Source organism: Marinobacter sp. 1_MG-2023 (genome assembly GCF_030549045.1).
Taxonomy (GTDB): domain Bacteria; phylum Pseudomonadota; class Gammaproteobacteria; order Pseudomonadales; family Oleiphilaceae; genus Marinobacter.
Genome location: NZ_JAUOST010000010.1, coordinates 37,389 through 55,062 on the forward strand (window position 1 = coordinate 37,389; position 17,674 = coordinate 55,062).

A 17,674-nucleotide genomic window follows, 5' to 3' on the forward strand; every position below is an offset into this window, starting at 1 on the left:
ACCACAGGAACATGAGCAGGGCGTATAATTTTTGTGCAGGTCCGGCAACCTTGCCGGAAAGCGTGCTGGTGCAGGCGCGGGATGAAATGCTGGACTGGCGCGGCACTGGCATGTCCGTGATGGAAATGAGTCATCGTGGTGACGCGTTCGTGGAAATCGCCGAAACTGCCGAGCAGGATTTGCGGGAATTAGCTGGAGTATCAGATGATTACGCTGTTCTCTTCATGCAGGGTGGAGCTTCCAGTCAGTTCTCTACGATTCCTCTGAACCTGCTTGGCGACAAAACGTCTGCGGATTACGTGAACACCGGCATCTGGTCCAAAAAGGCCATTGCCGAAGCCGCGCGCTATAGCGACGTGAATGTCGTTGCCAGCGCTGAAGCCGGTGGCTTCTCCAGTATTCCGGATCAGGCCTCCTGGCGGACCAGTGCCGATGCGGCTTATCTGCATTACACGCCGAATGAAACGATAGGCGGCCTGGAGTTTGATTTTATTCCTGATAGCGCGGATGTCCCGCTGGTGGCAGATATGTCTTCTACCATGCTTTCGCGCCCGGTGGATGTTTCAAAGTTCGGGCTGATCTACGCCGGTGCCCAGAAAAATATAGGCCCTTCCGGGCTGGTTGTGGTCATTATTCGCAAGGACCTTCTGGGGAAAGCCCGGAAGGAAACGCCGACTATGATGAACTACCAGGTTATTGCCGATAACGGGTCTATGTACAACACGCCCGCGACATACTCCTGGTATCTCGCGGGCCTGGTATTCAAATGGCTGAAGGCTCAGGGCGGCGTTAAAGCCATGGGCGAGATTAATCAGAGAAAAGCGGAAAAACTGTACGGTTTTATTGATACCAATGAGTTTTACGCTAACCCGATAGAGCCGCGTTTTCGTTCCTGGATGAACGTGCCCTTCACGCTGCAAGACGATGCTCTGAATGGTGTCTTCCTTCAGGGTGCGGAGGACCGTGGTTTGCTGAACCTGGCAGGTCACCGCTCGGTCGGCGGCATGCGTGCCAGTATCTACAATGCGATGCCCGAGGCGGGCGTGGATGCTCTGATTCAATACATGACTGAGTTTGCGAAGGAGCGGGGCTGATCATGAGTGATGAGCAGGTTCGCCTCGGAGAACTGCGGGAAGAAATAGACAGTCTTGATCAGAGGATCATGGAACTGATCAGTGCCCGTGCTAAATGCGCCCAGGAAGTTGCTCATGTAAAAATGGCCGCAAACCCTGGGGAGGATGTGTTTTTCTATCGCCCCGAGCGGGAAGCGCAGGTTCTGCGCCGTATTAAAGAGGCGAACCCCGGCCCCTTGCCGGGTGAAGAAATGGCCCGCCTGTTTCGCGAGATCATGTCGGCGTGTCTGGCGTTGGAAAAGCCCATGCACATCGCTTTTCTGGGGCCGATCGGCACCTTTACCCAGGCGGCAGCCCTCAAGCACTTCGGGCACTCCGTTGTCAGTTTACCCCTGCCAGCGATCGATGCGGTTTTCCGTGAGGTAGAGTCCGGCACTGCACACTATGGCGTGGTGCCGGTTGAAAACTCTACTGAAGGCATGGTCAACCACACACTTGATATGTTCATGTTGTCCCCGCTGAAAATCTGCGGAGAAGTTCAGCTGAGAATTCATCACCATCTGCTGGTTTCACCGGACTACCGGGATCTGGAAATAACCCGCATTTACTCGCACCAGCAGTCTTTTGCCCAGTGTCGCCAGTGGCTGGATACCCATCGCTACGGTATTGAGCGGGTTACTGTGTCCAGTAATGCCGAAGCAGCGCGCAGGGCAGCCAACGAGCCGGGCGCAGCAGCAATTGCCGGTGATATGGCAGCAGAGCTCTATGGTCTCGAGAAACTGGCGGGCAGCATTGAAGACCGGCCGGACAACACCACCCGATTCCTGATTGTTGGTCGGGAAGAGGTTCAGTCAAGCGGGCAAGACAAATCGTCGATTCTGGTTTCCATGAGAAACAAGCCTGGCGCGCTATACCAGTTGCTGGAGCCGTTTCATCGTCATGGAATCAGTCTTACCCGGCTTGAGACGCGCCCCTCGCCCAGTGGCACCTGGGCCTATGTGTTCTATATCGATTTTGAAGGGCATATGGATGATGAGCTGGCGCGTAAAGTGCTCGCCGAGGTAGAGGCAGAAGCCGTTGAGCTCAAACGTCTGGGCTCCTATCCCATCGGTGTTCTCTAGTATCATCCAGTTAAGGAAGGTGTATGGCCATTGATTATCAAAGCCTGGCGGTAAAAGGTGTTCAGGCATTATCTCCCTATCAGCCGGGTAAGCCGATCAGCGAGCTTGCTCGAGAGCTGGGCCTGGATCCGGCTGAGATCATCAAACTGGCCAGTAATGAGAATCCTCTGGGCCCCAGTAAAAAAGCTGTTGCTGCGGCCGAAAAAGCCTTGGCGGAACTTTGTTTGTATCCCGATGGTAACGGGTTTGATCTGAAGCAGAAGCTGTCCGCGCGACTCAGCGTGGGCGCTGACCAGATTACACTTGGAAACGGATCAAACGATGTGCTCGAGGTAATTGCACGTTGCTTTGCAGGCACTGATTCCGAAGTAGTGTTTTCCCAGTATGCGTTTGCCGTTTACCCGATTGTGACTCAGGCAATTGGCGCCAAAGCCGTTGCTGTGCCGGCGAAAGACTGGGGCCACGATCTGGATGCCATGGCGGCAGCGGTTACCGAACGCACCCGGTTGATCTTTGTGGCCAACCCGAACAACCCTACCGGAACTGTGCACAATTCAGACGCCATTGAAGCGTTTCTCGGCAAGATCCCTGAAGACGTTTTGGTGGTTCTGGATGAAGCCTACTGCGAGTATATGACCGGTGAAAAGGATCCGGACGGTGTTGCGCTGCTGACCCGTTTCCCGAACCTGATTGTGTGTCGTACCTTTTCCAAAGCCTGGGGCCTTGCTGCACTGCGTGTTGGCTACAGCATCAGTTCACCGGCAATTGCCGACATACTCAACCGCGTCCGGCAACCTTTTAACGTAAGCACTGTTGCACTCGCAGCCGCCACCGCAGTGTTGGATGACGAGGATTATCTGAAACGCTCCCGCGAGACCAATACTGCCGGGTTGAAGCAGCTGGAAGCGGCCTTTGATCAGATGGGCCTCCGGTATATTCCTTCATCCGGTAACTTTGTGGCGGTTGAAGTGGGGCCGCAAGCTATGGGTGTCTACCAGGCATTGCTGGCCCACGGGGTTATTGTGCGCCCCATCGCGGGTTACGGAATGCCAGAACACCTCCGCGTTTCAGTGGGGTTGCCTGAGGAGAACGAACAGTTTATCGACGCGCTCGCTAAGGCGTTGGCAGCGTCAGGGCAGGGCGCCTGAGGTGTCTTCCGGCGAGCCGCTTTTTCATCGTGTCGCCATTATCGGGCTCGGCCTGATAGGCGGTTCGCTGGCCAGCGCTATTCGTAAAAACGGACTTGCCCGGGAAGTTGTCGCAGCTGATCAGCGTAAAGAAGACCTTGTGCTGGGCCAGTCTCTGGGCGTTATTGATACGGTTGCCGGAACGACCGCAGAAGCGGTGCAGGGTGCAGACCTTGTCGTGCTGGCTGTGCCAGTGCAGGCGACTCGCAAGGTACTTGAGGAAGTGCGGCCGTACCTATCAGCGGATGCAATTCTCACCGACGTCGGAAGTACCAAGACCAGTTTTGTAAAGGATGTAGAAGCTGTATTCGGGGAGTTTTTGCCTCGTGTGATTCCCGGGCACCCGATTGCCGGATCGGAAAGAAGTGGCATTCGTGCGGCCAATTGGGAGTTGTTCGCCAACCATAAAGTCATACTGACCCCATCAGATAACGTGAGCAGTGTTCATCTGGACCAGCTCAGGGCTTTATGGGAGGCGTGTGGGGCGACTGTGCTTACCATGTCAGTGGCGTACCACGATGAAGTGCTGGCAGCGACAAGTCATCTGCCCCATCTCATAGCTTTCTCGCTGGTTGATACGCTGGCAGGGGAAGACGAGAACATGGATATTTTCCGGTATGCTGCAGGCGGATTCCGTGATTTTACGCGGATTGCCGCGAGCGATCCGGTTATGTGGCACGATATTTTTCTTTCCAATCGCGACGCCGTTCTTCGGGTGATCGATCATTTCACTAAAGACTTGGATCAACTCCGCACTGCGATTGCAGATCAGGATGGCGCTACGCTATTGCGAGTATTCAGCCGTGCCAAAGCGGCGCGTGAACACTTTTCAAAAATGCTTTCAGGGCAGGCTTACGTGACAAATAACAGTGAAAAGCAGGTAAGGTTCCGTCTTCAGCCAGGTGGCTCCGTAACCGGGGATATCCGGGTGCCTGGTGATAAATCCATTTCTCATCGCTCTATTATGCTCGGCGCTCTGGCTGAAGGCATCACCGAGGTGAAGGGCTTTCTTGAAGGTGAAGACAGCCTCGCAACGCTACAGGCCTTTCGTGATATGGGCGTTACGATTGAGGGGCCGGACAACGGTTTTGTGCGCATTCACGGCGTTGGAATGCACGGCCTGCAGGCTCCGCGCGGCCCTATATATCTAGGCAATTCCGGAACGGGCATGCGGTTGTTCACCGGTCTCCTGGCTGCTCAACCCTTTGAATCCGAGCTCACCGGCGACGCAAGCCTCTCCGTTCGACCCATGAACAGGGTTGCGGACCCACTGAGATCCATGGGTGCCGTTATCGACACCGCAGAGGGCGGTCGTCCGCCACTGAAAATTCATGGCAGCCGAGACAAGAAACTGACAGGTATTCACTACGATATGCCGGTTGCCAGTGCCCAGGTGAAATCCTGCCTCTTGCTTGCCGGCCTTTATGCTGATGGCACAACCTCCGTAACTGAGCCCGCACCGACACGGGATCACACCGAGCGCATGTTGACTGGCTTTGGTTATCAGGTGGAGCGCGATGGGCCAACGGCCAGTGTTACTGGCAGTGGTAAGCTGACAGCCAATGTTATCGATGTGCCAGCGGATATTTCATCGGCTGCCTTCTTTCTGGTGGCAGCGAGCATTGCGCCAGATTCCGATTTGATCCTGCGCCATGTTGGCATGAACCCCACACGTGTCGGCGTGATCAACATCCTGCGGCAGATGGGCGCCAATATTGAGATCGTGGCTGAGCGGGAAATTGGTGGTGAGCCGGTTGCGGATCTGCGTGTCCGTTCTGCTGAGCTTAAAGGTATTGATATTCCGGAAGATCAGGTACCTCTGGCTATCGACGAATTCCCGGCGCTGTTTATTGCTGCCACCTGCGCTACCGGCCGCACGGTACTGACCGGTGCTGAGGAGTTGCGGGTAAAAGAGAGCGACCGCATTCAGGTAATGGCCGATGGTCTTGCTGCTCTGGGTGTTGAAACACTGGTTACACCGGATGGCATCGTTATCGAGGGTGGCCAGACCATCAAAGGCGGTTCCATTCAAAGCCATGGCGATCACCGTATTGCTATGTCTTTCGCTGTAGCTTCGCTGCGGGCAACTGGCGAGATCGAGATAAATAACTGTGCCAACGTAGCAACATCTTTCCCCGGTTTTGTAGAGCTGGCCAGAGAAACCGGTATCCATATTTCATCCGAGGGTTCCGAAGCGAACGCCGAACAGGGAGCAGGTTAATGTCGGAAGGCAATGCACCGGTTATCGCCGTTGACGGCCCGGGTGGCTCTGGCAAAGGTACCGTTACCCAGATGCTGGCGCGAAAACTTGGCTGGCACCTTCTCGACAGTGGTGCTCTTTACCGGCTGACGGCTCTCGCAGCAACGCGCCAGCATGTATCGCTGGATGACGAAGCGTCGTTAGTGCAGGTTGCTGCATCTTTGGATGTTGCCTTTCAGCCGACTCAGGAAGGTGAGCCCGTAAAGGTGATTTTAGCGGGCGAGGATGTAACCTCTGACATCCGTACGGAAATCTGCGGTAACAACGCGTCGCGCATTGCCGTTATGCAGCCGGTTCGCGATGCGCTTTTGCAGCGTCAACGGGATTTCCGGCAAGAGCCCGGGTTGGTTGCAGACGGTCGCGATATGGGCACAGTGGTTTTCCCGGACGCGCCGGTCAAGATTTTTCTGACAGCGAGCGCCGAAGAACGAGCGCGCCGGCGTTTCGGCCAGTTGAAGGCTGCCGGCGTCGATGTTAGTATTGACGCCCTTTTAGAGGAGATACGGGTTCGTGATGAACGGGATATGAACCGTTCCGCAGCCCCTCTCAAGCCTGCAGACGATGCGCAAGTCATTGATTCTACGGGGTTGAGTATACAAGAGGTGTTGGGCAGGTGTATGGCAGCAGCGGGCCAGACTTGACTGCACCTTTTTGTCGTTGAAATACCGGAAGCAGCGTAATCTGCCAGTCACTGGCTGATTCCGGAACTTATTAACAGACCGTGTTGCTGGCGGCACGGAGCATACTTGCATTGAACCTATAGGACTCATAATGAGCGAGAGCTTTGCGGATCTTTTTGAAGAAAGCCTAAAAGAAATTGACATGAAACCAGGTTCCATCGTCCAGGGAACCGTAGTTGATGTTGATAGCGACTGGGTCACAGTTAACGCCGGACTGAAGTCCGAAGGCGTTATCCCCGCCTCCCAGTTCCTGAACGAAAAAGGCGAGTTGGAAGTAGCTATTGGCGACGTTGTCGACGTAGCACTGGATGCAGTAGAAGATGGTTTCGGTGAGACCCGCCTGTCCCGTGAAAAGGCCAAGCGCGCTGAATCCTGGAAGGTACTCGAGAAGTCCTTCGAAGCTGAAGAAGTGGTCAAAGGTATTATTAACGGCAAGGTTAAGGGTGGTTTCACCGTTGATCTGGCTGGTATTCGTGCGTTCCTGCCGGGTTCCCTGGTAGACGTTCGTCCGGTTCGCGATACTGCGCACCTGGAGAACAAGGAACTCGAATTCAAGGTTATCAAGCTGGACCAGAAGCGTAACAACGTGGTTGTTTCTCGCCGCGCCGTTCTGGAAGCTGAAAACAGCGCCGAGCGTGAAGCTCTGCTGGAAACCCTGACCGAAGGTCTGTCAATTCAGGGTATCGTCAAGAACTTGACCGACTACGGCGCGTTCGTAGATCTGGGCGGTGTTGACGGCCTGTTGCACATTACCGATATGGCCTGGAAGCGCATCAAGCACCCGAGCGAAATCGTAAACGTTGGTGACGAGATCAACGTTAAGGTTCTGAAGTTCGATCGTGAGCGTAACCGTGTATCTCTGGGTCTGAAGCAACTGGGTGAAGATCCCTGGGTTGATATCAAAGGTCGCTATCCGGAAGGTACCAAGGTTACTGCACGTGTAACCAACCTGACCGATTACGGCTGCTTTGCTGAGCTGGAAGAAGGCGTTGAAGGTCTGGTTCACGTATCTGAAATGGATTGGACCAACAAGAACATTCACCCATCCAAAGTCGTTAATGTTGGCGACGAAGTGGGCGTGATGATTCTGGACATCGATGAAGAGCGTCGTCGTATCTCCCTGGGTATCAAGCAGTGCGTATCCAACCCATGGGAAGATTTCTCCGGCAACTTCAACAAGGGCGATCGCATCTCCGGTAAGATCAAGTCAATCACTGACTTCGGTATCTTCATCGGTCTGGACGGTGGCATTGATGGTCTGGTTCACTTGTCTGATATCAGCTGGAACGAAACAGGCGAAGAAGCTGTTCGTGAATACAAGAAGGGTGACGATGTTGATACCGTTATCCTGTCTGTAGATCCCGAGCGTGAGCGCATCTCCCTGGGTATCAAGCAGCTTGAAAGCGATCCGTTCGCTGAGTTTGTTCAGCTGAATGACAAAGGCTCCATCGTTAAGGGTGTTGTTTCTGCCATTGACGCCAAGGCAGCTACTATTGCTCTGAACGACGAAGTTGAAGCGGTTCTGAAAGCCTCTGAAATCAGCCGTGACCGTGTCGAAGACGCGCGTAACGCACTGAAAGAAGGCGAAGAAGTTGAAGCGAAGATCATCAGCATCGATCGCAAAAACCGCATTATCAACCTGTCCGTCAAGTCCAAGGACGTAGAAGACGATAAGCAGGCTATTGATACTGTACGTAGCAAAGCTGCAGAAACTACCTCCGGTGCGACCACCATTGGTGATCTCATCAAGGAGCAAATGCAGCAGCAAAACGCCAATAAGGACTAAGTTCCGGTTGGTATGAAAAAAAACGGGCTCTAAGAGCCCGTTTTTTTTGTGTTTTTTTATGATTTGGCTAAACTACAGGAGTAGGAATTCGGCAACCAACGGCCGAATAAAAAAAGAATAGAGGGAAGTGCCTCATGACGAAGTCTGAACTGGTCGAATTAATTGCCTCAAAACAAACGCAGCTTTCGGTTAAAGACGTTGAGCTGGCGGTAAAAACGATTATTGAGCATATGTCCCAGTCGCTTGCTAACGGGCAGCGAATTGAAATCAGGGGATTTGGCAGTTTTTCCCTTCACCATCGGGCTGCCCGCACTGGCCGGAATCCGAAAACAGGCGAAGCGGTACAATTACCCGCAAAGCATGTTCCGCATTTCAAGCCAGGCAAAGAGCTGCGTGAACAAGTGAATGACAGTTTGAAGCAGGGATTTTAGAAGTTTTTGTTCCTGGAACGGAATACCCACAACTCGGGCACTTTATAAGCGTTAGGGAGAGCTAAGGCTATGGCAGGATTGCAGAAAATTCTATTGATTCTGTTGGTACTGGTCCTGGTTTTGCTGGCGCTCGTGTTTTCTCTGAACAATCAGATGGCCGTCGCTCTAAACTTTCTGGTGTTTGAAACCCAGCCCCACGGTGTCGCCGTCTGGATCATAATGTCTTTTGTAATCGGCGCGCTGGTTGGCGTTTTGATGACCTTGCTTGCCACCTTTCGCACGTCGGTATCCCGTCGTACCCTGCAGAAGAAACTTGATCGAACGGAACAGGCACTGGAGAAATCCAGGGTTCAGAACGACCGGGCTATTTAATGGATATAGTGTTTCAGTGGCTGCTGTTGACCATTGCAGTTGCCCTCGGCTGGTTTGTTGGGCGTCTGGGTAGCGATAATAAACGAAACCGAACCAAGATTTCAGACGAAGATTCCGTAAAGGATCGGCTTCAGTTCCTGTTTACGAACTATTCAGATCAGGCTGTCGATAATTTTGTACAGTCTCTGGCTGTCAACAAAGAGACGGTTAGTCTTCACCTCTCCATTGGCAGGCACTTCCGCAATAAAGGCGAAACCGATCGCGCCATTCTGGTTCACCAGAACCTCCTCGCACGGCCCGAACTGCCCCCGCGATTTTCACCTCAGGTCACGCTTGAGCTTGCCATGGACTTTCTTAATGCGGGCTTGCTAGATCGCGCTGAGGCTTTACTGCAAGAGTTGATGGGAGATCGAGAGTATGGGCGCAAGGCCGCTCAGCAACTCATTGAGCTCTATCAACAAGAAAGGGAGTGGGGAAAAGCATCAGACATCGCTCGCACCCTTACCAAAAACGATGCAGATCCGGCTATGTTCAAGGATCTGGCGTACCTTACCTGTGAGATGGCAGAACAGGCTCTTGGACGAGATGATCGTTGGGCTGCCCAGCGGCTTGCCAAAGAAGCGCTGGATTATGACCGCTCCTGCGTTCGCGCGACCTTGATCCTGATGAAAATACTTGTCCGGCAGGGCAGTTATCGGGAAGCAGGAAATCAGAGCCTGAAGGTCTTTGACCAAAACCCGGATTTCGGGCCTGAAGCCGTCGACCGCCTAATGAAGCTTGAGCATGAGCACGGGGATATTGGCCGGTTGGTAAAAAAATTGCGCAAACTTTATGAGGTTTACCCGAGTACAAGTTTGTTGCTCGCTCTGGTTGAGTCTGTTGAGCGGGGAGCCGGGCGCCCGGCGGCGCTGGATTTGTTGCGTAAGGAGCTGGAGATACGCCCGAGCGTGCGAGCGCTTTTGCGCTTGGTAGAAATGGCAGGTTATGAGAAGGGCATGACCACTGACGAAGGTCGGTTGGTGAGCCGTATAGGGCTTCTGATTCTAGCCAATCGACCGGTCTATCGTTGCGTTAGCTGTGGCTTTTCAGGTCAACAGCTGCACTGGCTATGCCCAAGCTGTAAGCAGTGGGAAACTGTTCGCCCGATTCAGGGCGTTGAAGCCGAATAATATTTACTGACACACCTTCAGGACATTTCAACGTGCATACCTCTAACGATCCCAAGATCATCGTAGCCCTAGACTTTCCCTCTTCAAACCCGGCTCTGGGCCTGGTGGACAAGCTTGATCCTGAAAAATGCCGGCTAAAGGTCGGCAAAGAGCTCTTTACCCGCTCCGGCCCCCAATTTGTTGAGGGTTTGCACAAGCGTGGTTTCGATGTGTTTCTGGACCTGAAATTCCACGATATTCCCAACACAGCCTCAGCTGCTGTGGCCGCCGCTGCAGACCTGGGTGTGTGGATGGTAAACGTGCACGCCTCAGGTGGTGAGAAGATGATGATAGCCTGCAGGGAGCGTCTGGACACTTTTGGCGCCGACAAGCCCCTGCTGATTGCCGTCACGGTTCTCACCAGCATGACTGCAGAAGACCTTGCAGGCATCGGCATTACCGATTCCCCTGAAGCACAGGTTTCCCGCCTGGCTACGCTAACCCGAAATTGCGGCCTCGACGGTGTAGTCTGCTCCGCACAGGAAGCCCCAAAACTCAAAACAGAGCAGGGCATCGATTTCAAACTGGTCACTCCGGGTATTCGCCCTTTAACGGCCGACAAAGGCGATCAGCAGCGCATCATGACCCCCAGCGATGCTCTCAAAGCCGGTTCAGACTACCTCGTTATAGGTCGACCAATTACCCAGGCGACTGACCCTCTGGCCGCATTAGAGGCCATTCATGCTGAGGTGATGGGCCTCTAGTTTTTGACCCAGCCTTTGAACCTGAGTGCAGGGAATGGTGGGAGCCCACTCCCAAAAACCGCTACGAGCACATCCATGTGCGCTTGTCTTCGGCCATCCTTGGCCTACGACATTTTTGGGAGTGGGCTCCCACCATTCCAGTCAGGTTTCCGAGTAATAGTCTATAAACTCTGCGGACAACTCAGTGTTAAGCAAGGGGTGGCTGACAGGGCTTTCCAAAACTGTAGAGGGCCATGGATGGCCCGAAACAAGCGCACATGGATGTGCTTGTAGCGTGTTTTGGAAAGTCCTGTCGGTCATCCCGCTCCCCCAAGCCAAGCAGGCTAGGGTCAAAAGCAAAAGTTCACGAAACTAAAACGAAAAAACCCGCTAACTCATAGAATTAGCGGGTTTTAAAATAGTGGCTCCCCGAGCTGGGCTCGAACCAGCGACAAACGGATTAACAGTCCGTTGCTCTACCAACTGAGCTATCGGGGAACGTCGTCATATGACGAGGCGCGTATATTAAGATTACCCCACCGCCTCGTCAACCCCTAGACGAACTTTTTAGCCCAGAGCCTTCTGCAAACGCTCAATCGCCTGCTCAAGATTGTCCATGCTTGTCGCAAAACTCAGGCGCATGTGCCCCGGGCAACCGAAGGCAGAACCTGGAACCAGAGCAACGCCGGCTTCGCTCAGCAGCTTCTCTGCGAACTCCACATCATTACTGACACTGGAATCGGCATCGATTGCGCTCTGGAAGCTTGGGAACACATAAAAGGTACCGTCACCTTTGAGGCATTCAACACCCGGCAGCTTGTTCAGGGCGTCTACCAGCCAGTCGTGGCGCTGCTTGAAGGCCTTGACCATTTCACCCACGCAAGCCTGATCACCATCCAGCGCAGCGGTAGCGGCGGCCTGGGAGATGGAACATGGGTTGGAAGTGCTTTGAGACTGAATCTTCTTCATAGCCCCAATGATACGCGCTGGGCCAGCCGCGTAGCCGATACGCCAGCCAGTCATCGAATACGCCTTGGATACGCCGTTGAGAACAAAGGTACGGTCGTAAAGCTCGGGTGTGGCATTCAGGATGTTGCAAAACGGTTTGCCGGTCCAAAGTATGGGCTCATACATGTCATCGGTGGCAATCATGATGTTCGGGTGCTTCTTCAGCACCTCACCAATCGCCTGCAGCTCCTCCAGGGTATAAGCCATACCGCTGGGGTTGGAAGGGCTGTTGATAACAAACAACCGGGTGCGTTCGGTAATGGCGTTTTCCAGTTGCTCCGGAGTGATCTTGAAGCGGGTTTCCGCGCCTGTTTCGATGATCACCGGCTTGCCTTCAGCAACCAGAACCATATCCGGGTAGGATACCCAGTAGGGCGCCGGGATAATGGCTTCGTCACCGGCGTTAAGGGTAGCCAGTGCGAGGTTGAAAAAGCTCTGTTTGCCCCCACTTGATACCAGTATCTGGTTGGCTTCGTATTCCAGGCCGTTGTCCCGTTTGAACTTCGCAATAATCGCTTTCTTCAGGGCCGGCGTACCATCAACAGCAGTGTATTTCGTTTGGCCGTTATTAATGGCCTCAATGGCTGCCTGTTTGATGTGATCCGGAGTGTCGAAGTCGGGCTCGCCCGCACCAAGGCCGATTATATCCTGGCCTGCTGCGCGAAGTTCGGCAGCCTTGTTGGTTACCGCGAGGGTGGGAGATGGCTTGATTGCCTGTACTCGGCTGGAAAGTTGAAGGTCCAAACTTGCGCTCCTTAAAGCTGCGTCTGATAGGTCTGTGACCGGCGGGGTGTCTGAATCATTGCCTTTTAGCGGCTGATTTTCGCCCAGCCGTCGATCAGGTTGATGGTATCATGAAGCCGGCGCAACAATAAATTTCTCTCTGAGACCAGGTTTTGCGCTAGCGGGATCTGGTACGGATACCAATGTTGAGTGAGTGGAGGTTGTGTGCCGATTATGGCCAGTAGCGATTCCAGCAGTTCTGGAAAGGAAGGCGTTTTCAAGGTTGATTCACCATTTGAGCCTGCCGGTGACCAGCCCAAAGCCATTGCAGGGCTGGTGGATGGCATTCACTCTGGCCTGGCGCACCAGACGTTGCTGGGTGTTACCGGCTCGGGCAAGACGTTTACCGTTGCCAAAGTGATCGAGTCTGTGCAGCGGCCAACCATTATCATGGCCCACAATAAAACCCTGGCTGCGCAGCTATACGGTGAGTTTCGCGAATTCTTTCCGGATAATTCCGTCGAGTACTTCGTATCTTACTATGATTACTATCAGCCCGAGGCCTATGTGCCTTCGTCTGACACTTTCATCGAAAAAGACGCCTCGATTAACGAACACATAGAGCAGATGCGGCTGTCTGCCACCAAAGCTCTGCTTGAGCGCCCGGATGCCATTATTGTGGCAACCGTGTCTGCCATTTACGGCTTGGGTGATCCGAAATCCTACCTGAAAATGATGTTGCACCTGGATCGCGGCGAGAAGATTGATCAGCGGCACATTCTGCGCCGGCTCGCTGAACTGCAGTACACCCGCAACGATATCGAGTTTCACCGTGCCAACTACCGTGTTCGTGGCGATGTCATTGATGTGTTCCCGGCTGAGTCGGAAAAAGAAGCTGTCCGCATTGAGTTGTTTGATGATGAAGTCGAGAACCTCAGCTACTTTGATCCGCTCACCGGCGAGGTGCTCCGGCGTGTGCCCAGGATTACGATTTATCCCAAGTCCCACTATGTCACGCCCCGGCAAACAGTGCTGGATGCCGTTGAGGAGATAAAGAAGGAACTCGATGAGCGCTTGCCGCAGCTGCGTGATAATAGTCGCCTGGTAGAAGCCCAGAGGCTGGAAGAGCGCACCCGCTACGATATGGAAATGATGAACGAGCTGGGCTATTGCAACGGCATCGAGAACTACTCCCGCTATCTTTCCGGTCGGCAGCCGGGCGAGGCACCGCCAACACTTTTTGATTATCTGCCACCGGATGCGCTGCTGATTGTGGATGAGTCCCATGTGACTATCCCGCAGATCGGTGCCATGTATAAAGGTGACCGCTCCAGGAAAGAAACCCTTGTGCAGTATGGCTTTCGGCTGCCGTCAGCTCTGGATAACCGGCCTATGCGATTTGATGAGTGGGAGCGGATAGCGCCTCAGATGATCTTTGTGTCGGCCACTCCCGGCAACTACGAAGCCGAACATGCTGGCCAATTGGTGGAGCAGGTCGTGCGCCCGACAGGCCTGCTGGATCCGATCATTGAAGTACGTCCTGCCTCGACACAAATTGACGACCTGCTCTCTGAAATTCACGCCCGGGTGAAAGTCAGTGAAAGGGTACTGGTGACCACGCTCACCAAGCGCATGGCTGAGGATCTCACGGACTTTCTGATGGAGCACGATATTCGCGTGCGTTATCTGCACTCGGATATTGATACGGTTGAGCGGGTAGAGATCATCCGTGATCTGCGCCGGGGTGAATTCGATGTGCTTGTAGGCATCAACTTGTTGCGTGAAGGCCTGGATATGCCCGAGGTATCACTGGTGGCCATTCTGGATGCCGACAAAGAAGGCTTCCTGCGTTCCGAGCGTTCGCTGATTCAGACCATTGGCCGAGCAGCGCGGAACCTTAACGGCAAGGCCATCCTTTACGGCGACAGAATAACCGGATCAATGCAACGGGCCATCGATATCACCGAAACCCGTCGCGCAAAGCAGGCCGAGCACAATGAGACTCACGGTATTACACCGCAGGGGCTCAACAAAAAAATTGCGGATGTCATGGAAGGCGCTGGCGGCGGAGGCCGAGGTCGCAATAAAGCCACACGACCTGGTGAGAAAGCGGCTGAAGAAGCAGAGCAGTATCGTGCCAGGGTTGGCCAGCGAACGCCCGCTGAGTTGCTCAAAGAAGTGTCACGCCTTGAAGACGAGATGTACAAAGCAGCGTCAGATCTGGATTTCGAGGCTGCCGCACGTCTTCGGGATGAAATCTCAGCACTTAAAGAAGCGGCGCTTCGGACAGGCTAAACCCAAATCAGCGCTTCGGGCCGATAATGACGGCGGCCTGAAGTGGTTGGTTGCGACCGTACCGTGAAATCTGGCTGAATACCCGTTTATCCATCGGAAGGTATTGTTTGTCGGCTACGGTTTCTCCGTCATCCACGTCAATTTCCGGGTCGTGGAGGTACACAAACCGGTCGTCGACAGCGCACACGGTTACCCAATGCGGTACCCGGCTTCGATTGAGTTGCCAGGTACTGATCAGAATCACCGGAATCCGGCCTTCAAGGAGCGCCTGCTCCATGGCCTCAAGGGTGAGCGGATCGTGATGCAACTGTATGCTGGTCTTTCCTATGTCGTTCAAAAAACCTTCATGCACCAGTTCCAGAACCCTTTTTTTATCGTCGTTTCGGACCGTGTCCCTGAATAACGGGCCTTCGGCACTCACCCAGGCGCTGGCTTCAAAACCCCGGTTCCAGGCGGACAGTGCAAGTCCGTGGGGGCCGCAGCCGCCGTGACCGGCAAGCATGAAAATGGTTGTAGCTTCACGCCAGATTTTCAGTTCTTCCAGAGTGGTCAGTGGTTGCTGTTCGTCCAGCGCTGCCATCGCCATAATCAGCGCAGCAGGGCCACAGGAAAAATCCGTCGTCTGGGGGTAATAGGGCACGGGGAGAAATTCCCTTGTGGGCTCGTAAAACAGAATGCGCCGTTCAAAGCGCAGAGCCGTCCCGTGATCTTCGTAATAGTCCCGGTAAGTTCCAAACTGGCGATAGCCCAAACGCTTGTAAAGCGCAATGGCCCCGCTGTTGTCTTCCCGGACTTCGAGGCGCATTAGTATGCGGCCTGCATCTGCCGCTTCACGTTCCGCCATTTTTACCAGCTTTTCACCAATACCACGCCCACGCGCAGTCGGCAGCACGGCAATGGAATATATGCGCGCCATACGGGTGGCGGCGCTCATCAGAATCAGGCAATAACCCAGCAACTCGCTCTGCCCCGGGCTTTTGGCCTCGGCGACAATCAACCTGTCCCGGGGCATGTCCAGAAAGCGTCGGAAACTGCGGCGGGATAGACGGTCTTCCGTAAAACAGCGATGTTCAAGTTGCAGAAGCGCCTTCAGATCATCGCTGGTGGCTTGCCGCAGTTGCAGATCGGACATGTATAAGTTGGCCTTGAGAATATCGGCTGGGCATGCTGGCAGGCTTCCCGTGTACGGCTATTATGTTTGAGAGTTGAGCGCAGGCATATAATCTCATCATGCGTAAAAGCACTCATTATCCACCGATTGTTCCCACCCCCGCAGCGGCGTATTGTTGCGGCCAGTTCTATTGGCAATTGTCTCCGGGGAGGAGTGCCCTTAATGTCCCGTTTGCTTATCGTTGTAGATCGCACCAAAGACTGGGCTCCTTACTACCCCAGCGAAGACGTTCTGAGCTTTGATCAGTACCTCCAGTTTTCTGCACCGGCCAATAGTCGCGTTCGTGTTATCAACCTGTGTCAGAGTGCAAAATACCTGAGTCGTGGCTACTACTGCTCGCTGTTGGCCGAAGCCCGCGGCCATCACGTCGTGCCCTCGGTAATGACGCTTAACGACCTGAGTCGCAAAGGGCTGTTTTCTCTCGAACTGGAAGAACTGGACGCCAGTGTCATCAACTGGCTGGAGGCAGCTGGATCGGCCATCGACCCGGCCAGTGATGAACGCAATGCTACCCATGAAGTGCGGATTCGTACTTATTTCGGGCAAACCGAGCATCCGGATCTCAAACCTGTGGCACGGGCACTGTTTGAGCGGTTTCCCAGCCCGATTCTTGAGATTGTCTTCCGGCGCCGGAAGGCCTGGCAGATCGAGTCCATGAAGCCTGCGGCGCCAGCAGATCTGGATGAGACCGAACAGGATGCCTTTGCGTCGGCGCTGGATCGCTTCAGCAGTATGGTGTGGCGCAAACCAAGAACCCGCCGTCGTTACCGGTTTGACCTTGCGATTCTGGTTAACCCCGAAGAAGAAATGCCTCCCAGCGATGCTGTTGCTTTGAAGCGCTTTGAAAAAGCCGGCCGAAAACTGGGTATCAACGTAGAACAGATTACGCGTCGGGACTACATGCGTTTGCCCGAATACGACGGTTTGTTTATCCGGGAAACCACAGCCATTGACCATCACACCTATCGTTTTGCCCGCAAGGCGGAGGCAGAAGGCATGGTGGTGATTGACGATCCTGCGTCGATCCTCAAGTGCACCAACAAAGTTTTTCTGGCAGACCTTCTGAAAAACAACAAGGTACCGACACCGAAAACCCTGATTCTTTCCAAAGACCAGAAAGACGCTGTAGAACAAGTGGTTCAGGAATTGGGCTTTCCCGTCGTCATCAAAATACCTGATGGCGCCTTTTCCCGGGGAGTGAACAAGGCAGAAGACGAAAAGTCCTTGAGGGCAGGGCTAAAAGACCTGTTTCGCCAGTCGGCGCTGGTACTCGCGCAGGAGTATCTTTACACCGATTACGACTGGCGCATCGGCGTATTGGGTGGCCGGGCCATCTATGCCTGTAAATATATGATGGTGAAAGGCCACTGGCAGATTTACCAGCACGGCGAGTCAGCGAGCGAGAGCGGCGGATTTGAAACCATGCCTACCTATGAAGTTCCAAGAAACGTCATTCAGGCGGCGCTGAACGCTACCCGGCTGATAGGTAATGGGCTTTACGGTGTGGATATCAAACAATCCGGAAATCGGGTTGCTGTTATCGAAGTTAACGACAACCCAAGCATTGATGCAGGTGTTGAAGACCTGTTTCTTGGTGGCGAACTCTATACGTTGATCATGCAGGAATTTCTGTCGAGGATGGAGGAGAACCGCCGGCGTTGACGGCAGACGATCCT

The 17,674-nt window shown here is 53.9% G+C and carries 14 protein-coding genes and 1 tRNA gene; 12 read left to right on the forward strand and 3 right to left on the reverse strand.

Translation table 11 applies throughout. The features are described from left to right. Positions 1–11: 11 nt before the first annotated feature. The 10 genes from serC (at position 12) to pyrF (ending at position 10,822) form a co-directional block, all read left to right on the forward strand. Positions 12–1,094 (forward strand): 3-phosphoserine/phosphohydroxythreonine transaminase, encoded by a 1,083-nt coding sequence (serC, locus tag Q4606_RS17465; RefSeq protein ID WP_303608272.1) that lies wholly within the window; start codon positions 12–14, stop codon positions 1,092–1,094. Positions 1,095–1,096: 2 nt separating this feature from the next. Continuing rightward, positions 1,097–2,194 (forward strand): prephenate dehydratase, encoded by a 1,098-nt coding sequence (gene pheA, locus Q4606_RS17470; RefSeq protein ID WP_303595555.1) that lies wholly within the window; start codon positions 1,097–1,099, stop codon positions 2,192–2,194. A gap of 23 nt (positions 2,195–2,217) precedes the next feature. Beyond that, complete coding sequence (hisC, locus tag Q4606_RS17475) at positions 2,218–3,342, forward strand: histidinol-phosphate transaminase (RefSeq protein ID WP_303595557.1); 1,125 nt, start codon at positions 2,218–2,220, stop codon at positions 3,340–3,342. 1 nt (position 3,343) lies between these two features. Continuing rightward, complete coding sequence (locus Q4606_RS17480; protein ID WP_303608273.1) at positions 3,344–5,602, forward strand: bifunctional prephenate dehydrogenase/3-phosphoshikimate 1-carboxyvinyltransferase; 2,259 nt, start codon at positions 3,344–3,346, stop codon at positions 5,600–5,602. Then, positions 5,602–6,282 carry a (d)CMP kinase gene (gene cmk / locus Q4606_RS17485; protein WP_303595561.1) on the forward strand — a complete coding sequence of 227 codons (681 nt, stop codon included), beginning with the start codon at positions 5,602–5,604 and terminating at the stop codon, positions 6,280–6,282. Before Q4606_RS17480 ends, cmk begins: the two co-directional genes overlap by 1 nt. Before the next feature lie 130 nt (positions 6,283–6,412). After that, complete coding sequence (gene rpsA, locus Q4606_RS17490; protein ID WP_303595563.1) at positions 6,413–8,107, forward strand: 30S ribosomal protein S1; 1,695 nt, start codon at positions 6,413–6,415, stop codon at positions 8,105–8,107. A 134-nt stretch (positions 8,108–8,241) separates the two neighbouring features. Then, positions 8,242–8,538 carry an integration host factor subunit beta gene (locus Q4606_RS17495; protein WP_071268191.1) on the forward strand — a complete coding sequence of 99 codons (297 nt, stop codon included), beginning with the start codon at positions 8,242–8,244 and terminating at the stop codon, positions 8,536–8,538. A 69-nt stretch (positions 8,539–8,607) separates the two neighbouring features. After that, on the forward strand, positions 8,608–8,910 hold the full coding sequence (locus Q4606_RS17500) for a LapA family protein (protein ID WP_303595565.1): 303 nt from the start codon (positions 8,608–8,610) through the stop codon (positions 8,908–8,910). Continuing rightward, a complete protein-coding gene (lapB, locus tag Q4606_RS17505) occupies positions 8,910–10,079 on the forward strand; it encodes a lipopolysaccharide assembly protein LapB (protein ID WP_303608274.1) in 1,170 nt (389 codons plus the stop codon). Before Q4606_RS17500 ends, lapB begins: the two co-directional genes overlap by 1 nt. Before the next feature lie 32 nt (positions 10,080–10,111). Then, positions 10,112–10,822 carry an orotidine-5'-phosphate decarboxylase gene (gene pyrF, locus Q4606_RS17510; protein ID WP_303608275.1) on the forward strand — a complete coding sequence of 237 codons (711 nt, stop codon included), beginning with the start codon at positions 10,112–10,114 and terminating at the stop codon, positions 10,820–10,822. A 401-nt stretch (positions 10,823–11,223) separates the two neighbouring features. On the opposite strand, the gene Q4606_RS17515 is transcribed toward pyrF, so the two are convergent. Together Q4606_RS17515 and Q4606_RS17520 are read right to left on the reverse strand one after the other, a co-directional pair. Further along, positions 11,224–11,299, reverse strand: a tRNA-Asn gene (locus Q4606_RS17515). Positions 11,300–11,368: 69 nt separating this feature from the next. Further along, positions 11,369–12,553 carry a pyridoxal phosphate-dependent aminotransferase gene (locus tag Q4606_RS17520; protein ID WP_303595570.1) on the reverse strand — a complete coding sequence of 395 codons (1,185 nt, stop codon included), beginning with the start codon at positions 12,551–12,553 and terminating at the stop codon, positions 11,369–11,371. Between the two features lie 213 nt (positions 12,554–12,766). Between Q4606_RS17520 and uvrB the strand changes: the two genes are divergently transcribed. Continuing rightward, entirely contained in the window at positions 12,767–14,827 is a 2,061-nt protein-coding gene (gene uvrB, locus Q4606_RS17525; protein WP_303608309.1) for an excinuclease ABC subunit UvrB, read from the forward strand. A 7-nt stretch (positions 14,828–14,834) separates the two neighbouring features. Here uvrB and Q4606_RS17530 read toward each other — a convergent pair whose 3' ends face one another. Further along, entirely contained in the window at positions 14,835–15,959 is a 1,125-nt protein-coding gene (locus Q4606_RS17530) for a GNAT family N-acetyltransferase/peptidase C39 family protein (protein ID WP_303608276.1), read from the reverse strand. A 201-nt stretch (positions 15,960–16,160) separates the two neighbouring features. Here Q4606_RS17530 and Q4606_RS17535 point away from each other — a divergent pair, with 201 nt between their 5' ends. Beyond that, positions 16,161–17,660, forward strand: coding sequence for a RimK family protein (locus Q4606_RS17535; RefSeq protein WP_303608277.1), 1,500 nt, complete (start codon positions 16,161–16,163; stop codon positions 17,658–17,660). Positions 17,661–17,674: the final 14 nt, after the last annotated feature.

Bases quoted from the DNA above. Each gene is read 5' to 3' on its own strand.
- rpsA (WP_303595563.1), top strand. From the start codon at position 6,413: ATGAGCGAGAGCTTTGCGGATCTTTTTGAAGAAAGCCTAAAAGAAATT.
- Q4606_RS17500 (WP_303595565.1), top strand. From the start codon at position 8,608: ATGGCAGGATTGCAGAAAATTCTATTGATTCTGTTGGTACTGGTCCTG.
- cmk (WP_303595561.1), top strand. From the start codon at position 5,602: ATGTCGGAAGGCAATGCACCGGTTATCGCCGTTGACGGCCCGGGTGGC.
- Q4606_RS17530 (WP_303608276.1), bottom strand. From the start codon at position 15,959: ATGTCCGATCTGCAACTGCGGCAAGCCACCAGCGATGATCTGAAGGCG.
- uvrB (WP_303608309.1), top strand. From the start codon at position 12,767: ATGGCCAGTAGCGATTCCAGCAGTTCTGGAAAGGAAGGCGTTTTCAAG.
- pheA (WP_303595555.1), top strand. From the start codon at position 1,097: ATGAGTGATGAGCAGGTTCGCCTCGGAGAACTGCGGGAAGAAATAGAC.
- hisC (WP_303595557.1), top strand. From the start codon at position 2,218: ATGGCCATTGATTATCAAAGCCTGGCGGTAAAAGGTGTTCAGGCATTA.
- Q4606_RS17535 (WP_303608277.1), top strand. From the start codon at position 16,161: ATGTCCCGTTTGCTTATCGTTGTAGATCGCACCAAAGACTGGGCTCCT.
- lapB (WP_303608274.1), top strand. From the start codon at position 8,910: ATGGATATAGTGTTTCAGTGGCTGCTGTTGACCATTGCAGTTGCCCTC.
- Q4606_RS17495 (WP_071268191.1), top strand. From the start codon at position 8,242: ATGACGAAGTCTGAACTGGTCGAATTAATTGCCTCAAAACAAACGCAG.
- serC (WP_303608272.1), top strand. From the start codon at position 12: ATGAGCAGGGCGTATAATTTTTGTGCAGGTCCGGCAACCTTGCCGGAA.